The organism is Pseudomonas sp. 09C 129 (assembly GCF_002843625.1).
Classification (GTDB): domain Bacteria; phylum Pseudomonadota; class Gammaproteobacteria; order Pseudomonadales; family Pseudomonadaceae; genus Aquipseudomonas; species Aquipseudomonas chlororaphis.
Genome location: NZ_CP025261.1, coordinates 278,377 through 293,463 on the forward strand (window position 1 = coordinate 278,377; position 15,087 = coordinate 293,463).

Sequence of the window (15,087 nt, forward strand, 5' to 3'; positions counted from 1 at the left end):
AACTGCACTTTTTACAAAATAATAAAGACCGACAACTATCATCGGAAGATAAAGAAAAATACAAACCACGAAAAAAAATGTATACCCCGCCTGAGGGAGCGATAAGCCCATAAAGTCGACACTAACCCCCCACGGGGCTTTGGGATCGATAAAGCTCAAAGACAGCATGACAAGAGAAATGAAGATAACGAAATATCGCATCACTTTATCGAAGCCCTTCGTCATAAAGCCGCTTTGCAAGTTCCCGATGCCTTAATTGACCGTCTGCATCATCCCCTGAATAGTAAAAGTGTCCTTGGTTAGTCCCTGACATCTGCCCCGCAAGCTCGGGTGCAACGCCAACCAATTCGGCATCCGTCATCCCGGCATAAATCGGATCGCCCTTATCCGCCAGGTCAATAATTATTGTCTTGATTATTTTCGGATGCCCGGTTACCGCATCCTTCAAGTCCTGATTGATCGGTGCACCGATCAGAACCAAGTGATCGACGATAATATCCTTGCGCGCATGATACATAGCGCTACGCGCCGCAATTACCGCCCCCCATGAGTACCCGACAATATTGAACTGCCCGGAAGTCGGAATCTTCTTTGATATGCCAATGGCAGCAAGGGAAAAATCCGCAGGTTGGCTTTCTATAACCGGCATAGTGCTTTTAACAGCGACCAAACCATACAAATCGGTTCTTTCTTTTACAACGCCCACCTGATCATATTCAAACTCTGCCGGCCGACTACTGTCCTGATTATAAAAAATAACCGACGATGCGTCGGCGAGCATATCAATCATTGGATGGACATACTCATCGGCCCCAGTGATCAGGGATGAATAGTTTCCGTAGACAACGTTAGCAATGCCGGTCTCGGTAAATGCGTTGATCATATCGGCGTTATAACCACCAATCATCCCAGCGCCACCCAAAAATACGGTCAGCCCTTGCTCAACTACAACCGGCTTGGGCACAAGTTCTTTGGTAGGGGAACTCTGCACCGTAGCGACTTTTTTGAAAGTACCACTTGAAGTGTTGATGGTATCAGTGGCCATTCATCAGCTTCCCGCGGCTACGTAGACTTCGACTTTCTCTGCTCGCTCATGTCGAGCAAGCCGATGAGTAAGCCCTGCATCGTTGGTAATCCCTTCTTCCTGCGAGCCATCTTCGCGAACAAGCAGATATCGGCGATTGGCAATCGGAGCTCCCGCCTCATCTGTCAGCGCAAACTGCTCATCAAATCCAGGAATAGTCAGCGGTAATGGAGGAGCAAACGACGCCGCCGAGTGGGAATTCCCGATAATCACCGTCCCCGACCCACCGATAACGATATTTCCATGAGTCCCGACCGAATCAACCGTGGCCGCCGGCTTGCCGTTGATCAGCACCGTGGTCGCCAGGCCGCCGGACATCGCTCCGCCACAGGCCGAGGCATCGCCCTGGCGGGCGGCCGCGAGGCCATCGAAGAACACATCGCCGGAACCGGCGGCGATCGGGTTGGTTGCGTGGCCGGGGAGCGGGCAGGCGGTGGGGTCGCTGACGCGTGCTGCGGGTTTACCTGACATCCTCGTCTCCTTAACTGACCTTGACCTGACCGCTGCCATCCAGGCGCGCGGAAAAACTGACCTGGCGCTTGAACCCGTCCACCTCAAGCAGGCCTTCGATACTGAAAGCCAGCTTGAGCTGGTCGTGATCACGCGGCAGGGAAACGACACGCACGTTGCTCAGACGCGGCTCGTAGGCTTCGATGAAGCTTTCGATGGCCAGGCGGGCCTGGCTCAGGGCGTCGTGCAGGCTCAGGCGCATGTCGTTGAGATCGGGCAACCCGTAATCGGACAGCGTCTGCACGCTGCCCGCACGGGTGCTGAGCATCTTGCCCAGATGGGCAGCCACCGACGCCATGGCGGAAACCTCGCGGCTCCAGCCGACACGTTTGTCGGCCTCGCCACTCAGGCGTTCGAAAAGGCTGCCGTATCCGGTCATGACCTAGCTCCTGGTTACTCTTTGTCCAGCTTGCCAACCAGCGACAGGGTGAAATCGGCCCCCATGTACTTGAAGTGCGGACGCACGTTCAGGCTGACGCGGTACCAGCCCGGCTCACCTTCCACATCACTGACGATGATCTGCGCGGCGCGCAGCGGACGACGGCCACGCACTTCGGCGCTCGGGTTTTCCTGGTCGGCGACGTACTGGCGGATCCACTTGTTGAGTTCCAGCTCGAGGTCGGTACGTTCTTTCCACGAACCGAGTTGCTCGCGCTGCAGCACTTTGAGGTAGTGAGCCAGGCGGTTGACGATCATCATGTACGGCAGCTGGGTGCCGAGCTTGTAGTTCAGCTCCGCGGCCTTGCCTTCGGCGCTGATGCCGAAGAACTTCGGCTTCTGCACCGAGCTTGCGGAGAAGAACGCCGCGTTGTCGCTGCCTTTGCGCATGGTCAGGGAGATGAAGCCTTCCTCGGCCAGTTCGTATTCACGACGGTCGCTGACCAGAACCTCGGTCGGGATCTTGGTTTCGATTTCGCCCATGCTTTCGAAGTGGTGCAGCGGCAGGTCTTCTACCGCGCCACCGCTCTGCGGGCCGATGATGTTCGGGCACCAGCGGAACTTGGCGAAGCTGTCGGTCAGCTTGGTACCGAACGCGTACGCGGTGTTGCCCCACAGGTAATGCTCGTGGCTGTTGGCAACGGTTTCCTTGTAGACGAAGGATTTGACCGGGTTCTCTTCCGGATCGTACGGGTTGCGCAGCAGGAAGCGCGGTACGGTCAGGCCGATGTAGCGCGAGTCTTCCGACTGGCGGAAGCTCTGCCATTTGGCGAATTGCGGGCCTTCGAAGTGATCTTTCAGATCCTTGAGGTCCGGCAGGCCGGTGAAGCTTTCCAGACCGAAGAATTTCGGACCGGCCGCGGCGATGAACGGCGCGTGGGACATGCAGGCAACGCTGGACACGTATTGCATCAGCTTCACGTCTGGCGAGCTTGGCGACATGAAGTAGTTGGCGATAATCGCGCCCACCGGCTGGCCACCGAACTGGCCGTATTCAGCGGTGTAGATGTGCTTGTACAGGCCGGCCTGCATCACTTCCGGCGAATCTTCGAAGTCGTCCAGCAGGTCCTGCTTGGAGACGTTGAGGATTTCGATCTTGATGTTTTCGCGGAAGTTGGTGCGGTCGACCAGCAACTGCAGGCCACGCCAGGCCGATTCCAGGGACTGGAAGTCTTCGTGGTGCAGGATTTCGTCCATCTGGCGGCTGAGCTTGGCATCGATCTCGGCGATCATGCGGTCAACCATGGCCTTCTTGACTGGCTCGCCATTGTTCTGAGGCTTGAGCAGCTCTTCGATGAAGGCCGACACGCCGCGCTTGGCGATGTCGTAGGCTTCGTCGTCCGGAGTCAGGCGGGTTTCGGCGATGATGCTGTCGAGAATGCTGTACTCGCCGTTCTCGTTGCTTTTCTGTTGTGCTGCACTAGTGCTCATAGTGTTTGGCTTCCTTGACTGATAGAGACTCAGGCTTCGGTGGCTGCGGCGTTCAGGCCCAGCTCACCGAGTACACGACCGCGCGATTCGTCGTCGGCGAGTACGCCTTCGATGGCTTTACGGAATGCAGGGGCGTTACCCAGCGGACCCTTGAGGGCCACCAGCGCGTCGCGCAGTTCCATCAGTTTTTTCAGCTCAGGCACTTGCTCGACCAGGCTGGCCGGGTTGAAGTCCTTCATCGAGTTGACGCGCAGCTTGACCGCCAGCTCTTCGGTGTCGCCCTCTTCCTGAAGACGGTTAGGCACGCTCAGCGTCAGGCTCAGCTCCTGCTTGGCCAGCACTTCGTCGAACGTCATTTTGTCGATGCTGATCGGCTTGCGGTCTTCCACTTTGCGCTCGTCCACGCGCTGGGTGTAATCACCGATTGCCAGTAGCTTCAACGGCAGTTCAATCTCTTCCTGAGCACCGCCGGTGGCGGGTTTGAAGGTGACGTTGATGCGTTCCTTGGGGGCTACCGAGCCTTCTTTGGCCATGGCTTTTCTCCTTGCGGTTGTTGGCCCTGGGGCCTATTCGAGTACCACTTCGAGGTCGAGGTGGCACAGCCTGCGATAAATCTCTTCCTTGCGTTCTCGCACTGCGTGGTTCTGCGGCAACAACTCACAGCAGCTATGCAGGAGGTGCAGCACTTCCAACGCAAGATCCGGCTCCCAGGCATGCAGGCCCGAGCTCAGTAATTCTTGATCGAGGGTTTCGAGCTGGGTCTTGGCCAGCTCGTATTTCTTGGCCATGAAGCACAGCCGCGCCAGGCTGAACTGCCAGAAAAACCTCACCCGCCCGCCATGGGCGTTCTGCAGGCCTTGCTTGAGGATCTGCACGGCGGCCTTGAGGCCGTCCTTGCGCAGGATCGGCAAGACCTCTTCGAGGGCTTCTTCCCAGGCTGGCTGGCTGGCGGTCGCTTCGACCTTGCGCGGCGCGCTGGCGCTTTGCAGATGGGGCATGACGTGGGCGCTGATCCAGCCGCGGGTGGCCGGGTCGGCGAAAGGTGCGCCGTCGTGGAAACGCAACTCGACCACCCCCGGCAGGCGCTGCAACAGGAGCGCGAAGTGAAACTCCACTTCGCGCATCGCCTGGTCGGCGTTCAGCCCCTGCAGGCATTCCCAGACCATGCGCTGGCCGTCGAACCAGAACGGCGCCCTGGCCAGGCTGGCTTCGAGCTCCACCAACAGGTCGGCGTATTGCCCATTGGCAAAACGCTCCTGGTAGGTCTTCAGCTTGTCGGCCGGCAGCCCGCGCAACGCAGTGATCTGCTCGGCGTTGCGCTCCGGGACGGCATCGATGGGCAACCACAGCATGGTGCGGTTCAGGCGTAGGGCGCGTACGTCAGTGGCCTTCTGCTTGAGCCACCAGGCGCTCAGTGGACGGGCGTTTTCCTGCATCGCACGCAGGGCCTTCTGCGCTTCCTTCTCGTTGTCGATCGGAGCGCCAGGCGTGAACAGCTGGGTCGCGGCCTGCTTGACCTGGGCCACCACCGCGCCCACGGCGCCGGGTTCTGGCTGATTGTCGGCGGCGCGCTGGACCATGGTCGACAGCCGTCGGCAGATCGGCAGCAGCAAGGGCGCGTTGTCACCCAGATGCTCGGTGAGCGCGGCATCGAGCCCTTCCAGGTGTTCCACCAGACGGCGGAACAGCGGCAGTTGCTCCTTGATCGCGACGTTTTCGCCCAACACCTGCTCGAGACGCGGCACCAGCCAGCCGACGGCGGCAGCCCGGGTACGCAGCTTGGCGGGGTGGATCTGCGCCCAATGCTGTTCGCACAGGTGCTGCAGAAGACCAAGGCCGGCCAGCAGGCCGGGGAAGGATTCACGCTGATACAAGGCCCAGGTGAGCCAGGCGGCCACCCGCAGATCCTTGGACTGGGTACGCAGCAGCGCTTCACTGTTCTCGAGGATTTTCAGCCAGTCGATCTGACCGCTTTCGTGCATGGATTGGGCTTTGCCCAGCTCACTTTCCAGTGCCTCGTATTCGCTGGAGAAGCGAACGTCCTCGCCCGCAAAACTCTCTTTGGAAACAGAGGCTTTGGCGAGTTCGAGGTAATGGGCAGAAAGTTTACTTGAGTAGGACATCCATGGCCTTTTTCGAGATTACGGTCTATACGCCCGCGAGACATTTTTCGCGTGCTTGACAGTATCAAAGAGCGTACTCATCCAATTGAGCCTGCTCTTTCAAGAGCGCGCATCGTAATCAGTATGATGGCCACTAGCAAGCATCCCCTCAAACAACAAGACGAACTGTCATCGGTTGTTCGTAAGAGATTGCCTTATATATGGCAGGGTTTCCCCCTAGGCAGCCAGTTGAATCCCTATTCCAACCAGCAACGCCAGAAGCCGCGGGCCAGAGCCTTGCGCGATATAAACCAGAGAGCGATTCAATGATTAAGGGGTAATGCCAGGCAGAATCGAAAGTGCCGGGTACGGAAATAAATCCTAATTCTGAACTTTTATGAAAGAGTGCAGTCACGGACGCCTCTAACTTTGTAAAGTGCCACCAATATGATGGCACTCAAGACGATAGTTTGCCATCAAACAGTCTGTATGTTTTTTGAGCAATACAGATGTAGTTCCTCGCGAAACTTGCTGCATGCATTCCCGTTCTTTATATGCCGAACAACCATCCATAAAAAATGGGCATCCGAATTATCGGCTTGCCCATTTTTCAATACGGTTCTCCCTGCTATCGAGGGAGTTCGCAACAGTTATGGATTGACGCTGTCTTTCAGCGATTTGCCTGGCTTGAAGGCTACGGTGTTGCTGGCCTTGATCTTCACCGGCTCACCGGTTTGCGGGTTCTTGCCGGTACGGGCGCCACGGTGACGCTGCAGGAAGGTTCCAAAACCTACCAGGGTGACGCTGTCTTTGCGATGCAGGGCGCCAGTGATTTCTTCGAGAACGGCATTGAGAACGCGGTTGGCTTGTTCTTTGGTCAGATCCGCTTTTTCAGCAATTGCAGCGGCGAGTTCTGGTTTACGCATAGTGAAGCCTCTTTGACGGTTTTTTGTTGTTATGTCCGTGCTGTTCTTCCGGAACAGCGCCCAAGGCGCCGCAGGCTCTACTCTGCGGCAGACGGGTGTGAGGATGGCACGCAGTTAGGAGTGGCGCCAGTCTCTGCGCGACCTTTGTAGTGGCAAACACATGATTATTCCGACAGAACGACCGGTATTTAGGCCAACAAGCCGGGAAGCTCCTTGTTCAGGGCCAGTTTGTCCATGACCGCGGCCCCGGTCAGCGCATAGCCCAGCAGTTTGCCGCTTGCATCGCGGCACAGCGCCTTGATGTCGGCGCCCTGCCCTTCGACTGTCCACACGCCCTCCAAGCCGCGTGGCGGTGGCGAAACCACCAGCGGGCAGACCGGGGTTTTCACGGTGATCGGCATCGGGCCGTAGCTGACTGCCGTCGGGTTACCCGCCAGGGTCTGCGCCAGCGCTCGCGCACAGCTCATGAGGGGCATGACGTACAACAGATTCAGCCCATCGACCTCGGCGCAGTCGCCCAAGGCATAAATGTTGGTGTGGGAGGTCTTGAGATGCCGGTCGACCACCACCCCACGGTTGACCATCACCCCCGCGGCGGCGGCCAGGTCGATGCGCGGACGCAGGCCGATCGCCGACACCACCAGATCGCAGGCAATCACTTCACCGTCGGACAGATGTGCCTCGAGGCCATCCGCCGTGCGCTGCAAGCGATTGAGTACCGGCCCCAGATGGAAGCGCGCGCCCAGGCTTTCCAGCCCGGCCTGCACCGCGGCGGCGGCCGCAGGGTGCAGCAACGTCGGCATGACCTGCTCGCAAGGCGCCACCAGGTCCACTGCATAACCGCCGAGGATCAGGTCGTTGGCGAACTCGCAGCCGATCAGGCCGGCGCCCAGCAGCAGCACCCGGCGCTTGCCGGCCGCAGCCGCGCGAAAACGCGCGTAGTCTTCCAGGTCGTTGATCGGGAAGATCAGGTCGCCAGCATCGCCCTCCACCGGTACGCGCACGGTTTCCGCGCCCCAGGCCAGGATCAGGTCGCGGTAGTTCACCGCCTCTTCACCCATCCACAGGCGCTTGTGGCCAGGGTCGATGCCGCTGATGCGGGTATGGGTGCGCACCTCGGCCTTCAATTGCTCGGCCATGGCGCCGGGCTCGGCCATGCTCAGGCCGTCGGCTTCCTTGTTCTTGCCGAAGCCGGTGGACAGCATCGGCTTGGAATAGGAACGCCCGTCATCGGCGGTGATCAGCAGCAGCGGCGTTTCGCTATCGAGCTTGCGAAACTCCCGGGCCAGGTTGTAGCCGGCCAGCCCGGTGCCCACGATGACGACAGGTGCGTTCATTCCTTACTCCTTCAGGTTCAGGGGATCACAGGGTGTGATCAGCCGATTTCGATCATTTCGAAATCCATTTTGCCGACGCCGCAATCCGGGCAGAGCCAGTCTTCAGGCACGTCTTCCCAGCGGGTACCGGGCAAGATTCCGTCGTCCGGCCAGCCATCGGCTTCGTTGTAGATCAGGCCGCAGACCACACATTGCCACTTTTTCATTTACGCGTTTCCTCAGGTTCTCAGGCTGTTGCCGGCGGGATGGTCGATGACTCGACTCTGGATGACGCCAGGGGGCGCGTCCGGCCCAGCGCGTTTTGTACTGATGAGCACCGACGGATGCAAGCACGTTCGCTGCAGGCGGCCGCTCCATTGCGGAAAAATCGCCTGGCACCATGCTAAGCTCGCGGCCTCATTTGCTGCCAATAATGACCCACTGTGCCGCACTCAATCTCTGCATTTTCCACCCCGGACTGGCTCTCGCAAAGCCGGCTGACGCCCCTCCCCGACGCACAGACCCTCGACTGGCTGTTCGATGAAGGTTCGCTGACCCGGCGCCTGACCCGTCTCTCCAACGACGGCTTCAGCGTGACGCCGCTGGTCGAGGGCTGGCAGCCCCTGCGCGCCGACGAATGCGCCGCGCTGGACCTGCAGCCAGGCAGCCAGGGCTGGGTACGCGAGGTGTATCTGCGCGGTCACGGCCAGGCCTGGGTATTCGCCCGCAGCGTGGCGGCCCGCAGTGCCCTGCAAGATGGCGGGCTGAACATGGACGAGTTGGGCAGCCGCTCCCTGGGCGAGCTGCTGTTCTGTGACCAGGCCTTTCAGCGCCGCCCCATCGAGGTCTGCCATTACCCACGCCCGTGGCTGCCCGACGAGGTGCAGGCCGATGACCTCTGGGCCCGCCGTTCGCGCTTCGATCGCGCAGCCCTGAGCGTGCTGGTCGCCGAAATCTTCCTGCCGTCCCTGTGGAGCGCCGTCGGCGCCCAGCCGGAGAACCGCTGATGTATCAGAGCCTGCTCAAATCCCTCAACCACCTGAATCCACGCGCCTGGGACTTTATCCAGCTGACCCGCATGGACAAGCCGATCGGCATCTACCTGCTGCTCTGGCCGACCCTCTGGGCCCTGTGGATTGCCGGCGAAGGCTCGCCATCGCTGGCCAATATCGTGATTTTCGTCCTTGGTGTAACCCTCACCCGGGCCGGCGGCTGCGTGATCAACGACTGGGCCGACCGCAAGGTCGACGGCCATGTGAAGCGCACCGAACAGCGCCCGCTGGTCAGCGGCAAGATCAGCTCCAGGGAAGCCCTGGTGTTCTTCGCCGTGCTGATGTTCATCAGCTTCCTGCTGGTGCTGTGCACCAACGCGACGACCATCTGGCTGTCGCTGGGCGGCCTGGCCCTGGCGGCCAGCTACCCCTTCATGAAGCGTTACACCTATTACCCGCAAGTGGTGCTGGGCGCAGCGTTCTCCTGGGGCATCCCGATGGCCTTTACCGCCGAGACCGGCGAGCTGCCGGCCACCGCCTGGCTGCTGTACATCGCCAACCTGCTGTGGACCGTGGGTTATGACACCTATTACGCAATGACTGACCGCGACGACGACCTGAAGATCGGGGTGAAATCCACCGCGATCCTGTTCGGCGAAGCCGACCGGGTAATCATCCTGACCCTACAGGGCCTGGCGCTGGTGTGCCTGCTGCTGGCGGGTGCGCGTTTCGAGTTGGGTATCTGGTTCCACCTGGGCCTGCTGGTGGCGGCCGGGTGTTTTGCCTGGGAGTTCTGGTACACCCGCGATCGCGACCGGATGAAGTGCTTCAAGGCCTTCCTGCATAACCACTGGGCGGGGTTGGCGATTTTCCTGGGGATAGTCGTGGATTACGCGGTGCGCTGAAGATCGTGATCGCGGGCCAGCCTCACTCCTACCGCTTCTGTAGGAGCGAGGCTGGCCCGCGAAGAAACACTACGATCAATCAGGCTTGGCCACTTTCCAGGCGCCATCCATCTTGCCGTCGCCGGTCATGTCACCGGCTTTCTTGTCCATCACGAAGGTGTACAGCGGCTTGCCGTCGTAGGCCCACTGCATGGAGCCGTCGTCACGCTTGATGACGGTCCACTCGCCCATCGCCTTGTCACCGCTGGCGGCCATCAGCGGCGGCCAGTTGGCGGCGCACTTGTCGTTGCACATGGACTTGCCGCCACTGTCCTTGGCAAAGGTGTACAAGGTCATGCCCTTGTGGTCGACGAACATACCGTCTTTGGTCATCGCCGGTTCCGCAGCGAACGCCAGCCCCGGCAGGGCCAGCGCAGCGCTCAGCAACAGGGCTTTCCAGGATTGCGTGTGTTGAGTCATGGAAACCTTCTTTGGTGGTTGTCAGGATTCGGACCCAAAGCTTAGTCCACGAATGCAGCCCTCGCACCAGCACCTAAAATACTGTCACACGACTGCAATAATTCCGTTATCTAATGCGGCGCAAGACAGTTAAATGACAAGAGGATTAAGCATGGTTGGCAGGAGCATTCTGATCGTTGACGACGAAGCGCCCATTCGCGAAATGATCGCCGTTGCGTTGGAAATGGCCGGCTACGACTGCCTGGAGGCGGAGAACTCCCAGCAGGCCCATGCCATCATCGTCGACCGCAAGCCCGACCTGATCCTGCTCGACTGGATGCTGCCCGGCACCTCCGGCATCGAGCTGGCGCGGCGCCTGAAACGCGATGAGCTGACCGGTGACATCCCGATCATCATGCTCACCGCCAAGGGCGAAGAGGACAACAAGATCCAGGGCCTGGAAGTCGGCGCCGACGACTACATCACCAAGCCATTCTCCCCTCGCGAGCTGGTCGCGCGCCTCAAGGCCGTGCTGCGCCGCGCTGGCCCGACCGACGGCGAGGCACCGATCGAAGTCGGCGGCCTGCTGCTGGACCCGATCAGCCACCGCGTGACCATCGACGGCAAACCGGCCGAGATGGGCCCGACCGAATACCGCCTGCTGCAATTTTTCATGACCCACCAGGAACGCGCCTACACCCGTGGCCAGTTGCTGGACCAGGTCTGGGGCGGCAACGTCTATGTCGAAGAGCGTACCGTCGACGTGCATATCCGCCGCCTGCGCAAAGCCTTGGGCGATGCCTACGAGAATCTGGTACAAACCGTGCGCGGCACCGGCTACCGTTTTTCCACCAAGGCTTAACAGCAGCGGCAAGTCATAAGCCACAAGCGGCAAGCTGAAGCCGACCACTTTAAAACTTGCAGCTTGAAGCTTGCAGCTTGGAGCTGCTCCACTTCCCATGGACGCGTGTTAAGTGAACCAGAACTGGCATGGCACCCTGATTCGCCACATGCTGCTGTTGGTCACCGGCTGCCTGCTGGTGGGCCTGATCAGCGGTTACTACGGCTGGAGCCTGGCCATCGGCCTGGGGATCTACCTGGCCTGGACCCTCAAGCAACTGCTGCGCCTGCACGAATGGCTGCGCCTGCACCAACCCGATGAAGCACCGCCCGATGGCTACGGCCTGTGGGGCGAGGTGTTCGACAGCATCTACCACCTGCAACGCCGCGACCAACGGGTGCGCGGGCGCCTGCAAGCGGTGATCGACCGGGTCCAGGAGTCCACCGCGGCGCTGAAAGACGCGGTGATCATGCTCGACAGCGACGGCAACCTGGAATGGTGGAACCGCGCGGCGGAAACCCTGCTGGGCCTGAAGACCCCGCAGGACAGCGGCCAGCCGGTGACCAACCTGGTGCGCCATCCACGCTTCAAGGAGTATTTCGAGCAGGACAATTACAACGAGCCGCTGGAAATCCCCTCGCCGACCAATGACCGGGTCCGTATCCAGCTGTACATCACCCGCTACGGCAACAACGAACACCTGATGCTGGTGCGCGACGTGACCCGCATCCACCAGCTGGAACAGATGCGCAAAGACTTCATCGCCAACGTCTCCCACGAGCTGCGCACGCCGCTGACGGTGATCTGCGGCTACCTGGAAACCCTGCTCGACAACGTCGAGGAAGTGAACCCGCGCTGGAACCGCGCCCTGCAGCAGATGCAGCAGCAAGGCGGGCGCATGCAGACCCTGCTCAACGACCTGCTGCTGTTGGCCAAGCTGGAAGCCACCGACTACCCGTCGGACAACCAGCCGGTGCCGATCGACGTGCTGCTGCAGTCGATCAAGAGCGATGCCCAGGCGCTGTCCGGTGAACGCAACCAGCGCATCACCCTGGAAGCCGACGCGCAGGTCCTGCTCAAGGGCAGCGAAGCGGAACTGCGCAGCGCCTTTTCCAACCTGGTGTTCAACGCCGTGAAATACACCCCGGCCGAGGGCAACATCCGCATCCGCTGGTGGGGCGACGAGCAAGGCGCGCACCTGAGCGTGCAGGATTCGGGGATCGGCATCGACAGCAAGCACTTGCCGCGCCTGACCGAACGCTTCTACCGGGTCGACTCCAGCCGCAACTCCAACACCGGCGGCACTGGCCTGGGCCTGGCCATCGTCAAGCATGTGCTGCTGCGCCATCGGGCGCGCCTGGAGATCAGCAGCGTACCGGGCCACGGCAGCACTTTTACCTGCCATTTCGCCCCGGCCCAGGTGAAAAGATTGCGTGCCGACACCCTGACCGACCAGCGGTGACAGCCACGCGCCACTAGGCAATCGCCCTGCCAGCCGCTACATTGGCTGGCTTGCGCCGGCCATTGCGCCGCGCATTTCTCTCTTTTTCGAATACACGGAACCCGCAAAACTCCATCATGGACCCTTCCCCTGGTTTTACCCTCGCGTCTCTTTTCGCCGACTTCGGCATGATTCTTTTTGCACTGCTCCTGGTTCTGCTCAACGGCTTTTTCGTAGCCGCCGAGTTCGCCATGGTCAAACTGCGCTCGACCCGGGTCGAGGCCATCGCCCACAAGAACGGCTGGCGCGGGCAGATCCTGCGCACCGTACACAGCCAGCTGGATGCCTACCTTTCCGCGTGCCAGCTGGGGATCACCCTGGCCTCCCTTGGCCTGGGCTGGGTCGGTGAGCCGGCCTTCGCGCATTTGCTGGCGCCGCTGCTCAGCGCCGTGGGCGTGGATTCGGCGGAAGTGGTCAAGGGCGTGTCGTTCTTTACCGCCTTCTTCATCATTTCCTACCTGCACATCGTGGTCGGCGAACTGGCGCCCAAGTCCTGGGCCATCCGCAAGCCCGAGCTGCTGTCGCTGTGGACGGCGGTGCCGCTGTACCTGTTCTACTGGCTGATGTACCCGGCGATCTACCTGCTCAACGCCAGCGCCAACACCATCCTGCGCATCGCCGGCCAGGGCGAGCCCGGCCCGCATCACGAGCACCACTACAGCCGCGAAGAACTGAAGCTGATCCTGCACTCCAGCCGGGGCCAGGACCCCAGCGACCAGGGCATGCGCGTACTGGCCTCGGCCGTGGAAATGGGCGAGCTGGAAGTGGTGGACTGGGCCAACTCCCGGGAAGACCTGATCAGCGTGGAATTCAACGCGCCGCTGAAGCAGATCCTCGCCCTGTTCCGCCGCCACAAGTTCAGCCGCTACCCGGTCTACGACAGCGAGCGCAACGAGTTCGTCGGCCTGCTGCACATCAAGGACCTGCTGCTGGAACTGGCGGCGCTGGACCACATCCCCGAGTCGTTCAACCTGGCCGAGCTGACCCGCCCGCTGGAGCGCGTTTCCCGGCACATGCCGCTGTCGCAGCTGCTGGAACAGTTCCGTAAAGGCGGTTCGCACTTCGCCCTGGTGGAAGAAGCCGACGGCAAGATCATCGGCTACCTGACCATGGAAGACGTGCTGGAAGTGCTGGTCGGCGATATCCAGGACGAACACCGCAAGGCCGAGCGCGGCATCCTCGCCTACCAGCCCGGCAAGTTGCTGGTGCGCGGCGATACCCCGCTGTTCAAGGTGGAACGCCTGCTGGGCATCGACCTGGACCATATCGAGGCCGAAACCCTCGCCGGCCTGGTCTACGAGACCCTGAAACGGGTACCGGAAGAAGAAGAGGTCATGGAGGTCGAAGGCCTGCGCATCATCATCAAGAAGATGAAAGGCCCGAAAATCGTCCTGGCCAAGGTGTTGATGCTCGATTGAGCACGGTCTGACACCTCATCGCGAGCAAGCTCACTCCTACAATGAACCGCGTTCATCTGTAGGAGCAGCCGGTCGAGGCTCGATTGCTCGCGATCCCCTCCCCGATTATCACCTGTTCCGCCGATCACCCTGTAGCCGCTGCCGAAGGCTGCGATCGACCTGGGCGGCACTCCGACGAAGCGGGCGCAGGCTCTTGAGATCGCTGAAGGCCTTCGGCCTTATCGCAGCCTTCGGCAGCGGCTACACGGCTACTTTTTGCCCAGCGCGAAATTCGGCAGGCTGCCGATGGGCTGGTTGAACTGATAGGGAATCGACACCAGCCCCAGCCCCGTATTGCGCTGCACCACGAAGTGCAGGTGCGGGCCACTGCTGTTGCCGGTGTTGCCCGACAACGCCAGCGGGCTGCCCACCACGACCCGCTGGCCTTCACGCACGCTTACCGAGCCGCGCTTGAGGTGCAGGTACACCCCCATGGTGCCGTCGTTGTGCAACACCCGCACGAAATTACCGGAAGGGTCGGTGCCGCGCCCGCTCTGGCGGTTCTCGGTCTTCACCACCACCCCGCCACGCGCCGCGATGATCGGCGTGCCCTCGGGCATGGCGATGTCCATGGCATAGCGGCTCTTGGGGCCGAAATGGCTGTACCGGCCGTTGGCGCCCTGGGTCAGGCGAAAGGGGCCGCCACGCCAGGGCAGCGGGTAACGATAGGCCTGGGCGGCGCCCGCAGGGTCGCCCAGGGAGTAACGAAACTGCGGGACATAGATCAGCGGCTTGCCCGCCTGCATGGCCGTGAGCTGTGCCAGGCGCTGTCGGCTGCGGGCCGGCAGTACCCGGCGAATCGGCTGCCTGGGGGCACTGCGGATGTTCTTCAGGCCGGTAAACCCCAGCTCGATCTCCACCGGCGCATACAGGTCGTTACGCACAAAGACGCTGTCCACGCCCCAGCTCTTCTCGACGTCCAGACGCACCTGGCGTTCCAGGTGCTCGACCATGCGATCGCGAAACACGAACACCTGGGCGCCCGGCGACGGACGGTCGCTGTAGGACACCACGCCGTTGGCGTCGGTGGACTTGTAGATGGTCATGGCCATGGCCGAGGTGGCAGCCAGCAACAGACCGCAGGAAAACAGCAGGTGCATGAACATGGGCAAGATTCTGAGGAAAGCCTGAAGTCAGGCTAGCAGC

The 15,087-nt window shown here is 60.9% G+C and carries 16 protein-coding genes; 5 read left to right on the forward strand and 11 right to left on the reverse strand.

Annotation, left to right across the window (positions count from 1 at the left end; all coding sequences use genetic code 11):
• Positions 1-205 precede the first annotated feature (205 nt).
• From CXQ81_RS01355 to CXQ81_RS01395, 9 genes are all read right to left on the reverse strand, one after another.
• On the reverse strand, positions 206-1,045 hold the full coding sequence (locus CXQ81_RS01355) for a hypothetical protein (RefSeq protein ID WP_101336285.1): 840 nt from the start codon (positions 1,043-1,045) through the stop codon (positions 206-208).
• Between the two features lie 3 nt (positions 1,046-1,048).
• On the reverse strand, positions 1,049-1,555 hold the full coding sequence (locus CXQ81_RS01360; protein ID WP_087087495.1) for a PAAR domain-containing protein: 507 nt from the start codon (positions 1,553-1,555) through the stop codon (positions 1,049-1,051).
• 10 nt (positions 1,556-1,565) lie between these two features.
• Positions 1,566-1,973, reverse strand: coding sequence for a type VI secretion system baseplate subunit TssE (tssE, locus tag CXQ81_RS01365; protein WP_087087493.1), 408 nt, complete (start codon positions 1,971-1,973; stop codon positions 1,566-1,568).
• Positions 1,974-1,987: 14 nt separating this feature from the next.
• Positions 1,988-3,463: a type VI secretion system contractile sheath large subunit gene (gene tssC / locus CXQ81_RS01370; protein WP_053263125.1), complete on the reverse strand. Its 1,476-nt coding sequence runs from the start codon at positions 3,461-3,463 to the stop codon at positions 1,988-1,990.
• A gap of 29 nt (positions 3,464-3,492) precedes the next feature.
• Positions 3,493-3,996 (reverse strand): type VI secretion system contractile sheath small subunit, encoded by a 504-nt coding sequence (gene tssB / locus CXQ81_RS01375; protein WP_007930286.1) that lies wholly within the window; start codon positions 3,994-3,996, stop codon positions 3,493-3,495.
• Positions 3,997-4,029: 33 nt separating this feature from the next.
• Positions 4,030-5,586 carry a type VI secretion system protein TssA gene (tssA, locus tag CXQ81_RS01380; RefSeq protein ID WP_101336286.1) on the reverse strand — a complete coding sequence of 519 codons (1,557 nt, stop codon included), beginning with the start codon at positions 5,584-5,586 and terminating at the stop codon, positions 4,030-4,032.
• A gap of 629 nt (positions 5,587-6,215) precedes the next feature.
• On the reverse strand, positions 6,216-6,491 hold the full coding sequence (locus CXQ81_RS01385) for an HU family DNA-binding protein (protein WP_003213368.1): 276 nt from the start codon (positions 6,489-6,491) through the stop codon (positions 6,216-6,218).
• 188 nt (positions 6,492-6,679) lie between these two features.
• On the reverse strand, positions 6,680-7,828 hold the full coding sequence (locus CXQ81_RS01390; RefSeq protein ID WP_101336287.1) for an NAD(P)/FAD-dependent oxidoreductase: 1,149 nt from the start codon (positions 7,826-7,828) through the stop codon (positions 6,680-6,682).
• A gap of 38 nt (positions 7,829-7,866) precedes the next feature.
• Entirely contained in the window at positions 7,867-8,034 is a 168-nt protein-coding gene (locus CXQ81_RS01395; RefSeq protein WP_007930291.1) for a rubredoxin, read from the reverse strand.
• A 216-nt stretch (positions 8,035-8,250) separates the two neighbouring features.
• Here CXQ81_RS01395 and CXQ81_RS01400 point away from each other — a divergent pair, with 216 nt between their 5' ends.
• Both CXQ81_RS01400 and ubiA read left to right on the forward strand, forming a co-directional pair.
• Positions 8,251-8,814, forward strand: a complete 564-nt coding sequence (locus tag CXQ81_RS01400; protein WP_101336288.1) for a chorismate lyase — start codon at positions 8,251-8,253, stop codon at positions 8,812-8,814.
• Positions 8,814-9,704: a 4-hydroxybenzoate octaprenyltransferase gene (gene ubiA, locus CXQ81_RS01405; protein ID WP_101336289.1), complete on the forward strand. Its 891-nt coding sequence runs from the start codon at positions 8,814-8,816 to the stop codon at positions 9,702-9,704. Before CXQ81_RS01400 ends, ubiA begins: the two co-directional genes overlap by 1 nt.
• A 75-nt stretch (positions 9,705-9,779) precedes the next feature.
• Here ubiA and CXQ81_RS01410 read toward each other — a convergent pair whose 3' ends face one another.
• Entirely contained in the window at positions 9,780-10,163 is a 384-nt protein-coding gene (locus tag CXQ81_RS01410) for a hypothetical protein (protein WP_007930297.1), read from the reverse strand.
• 151 nt (positions 10,164-10,314) lie between these two features.
• On the opposite strand from CXQ81_RS01410, the gene phoB reads away from it, so the two are divergent.
• The 3 genes from phoB (at position 10,315) to CXQ81_RS01425 (ending at position 13,902) form a co-directional block, all read left to right on the forward strand.
• Entirely contained in the window at positions 10,315-11,004 is a 690-nt protein-coding gene (phoB, locus tag CXQ81_RS01415; RefSeq protein ID WP_007896474.1) for a phosphate regulon transcriptional regulator PhoB, read from the forward strand.
• 148 nt (positions 11,005-11,152) lie between these two features.
• Positions 11,153-12,445, forward strand: a complete 1,293-nt coding sequence (gene phoR / locus CXQ81_RS01420; RefSeq protein WP_219735118.1) for a phosphate regulon sensor histidine kinase PhoR — start codon at positions 11,153-11,155, stop codon at positions 12,443-12,445.
• A 116-nt stretch (positions 12,446-12,561) separates the two neighbouring features.
• Positions 12,562-13,902 carry a hemolysin family protein gene (locus CXQ81_RS01425; protein WP_007930300.1) on the forward strand — a complete coding sequence of 447 codons (1,341 nt, stop codon included), beginning with the start codon at positions 12,562-12,564 and terminating at the stop codon, positions 13,900-13,902.
• A 248-nt stretch (positions 13,903-14,150) separates the two neighbouring features.
• Here CXQ81_RS01425 and CXQ81_RS01430 read toward each other — a convergent pair whose 3' ends face one another.
• Positions 14,151-15,047: a peptidoglycan DD-metalloendopeptidase family protein gene (locus CXQ81_RS01430; RefSeq protein WP_007928535.1), complete on the reverse strand. Its 897-nt coding sequence runs from the start codon at positions 15,045-15,047 to the stop codon at positions 14,151-14,153.
• Positions 15,048-15,087 lie beyond the last annotated feature (40 nt).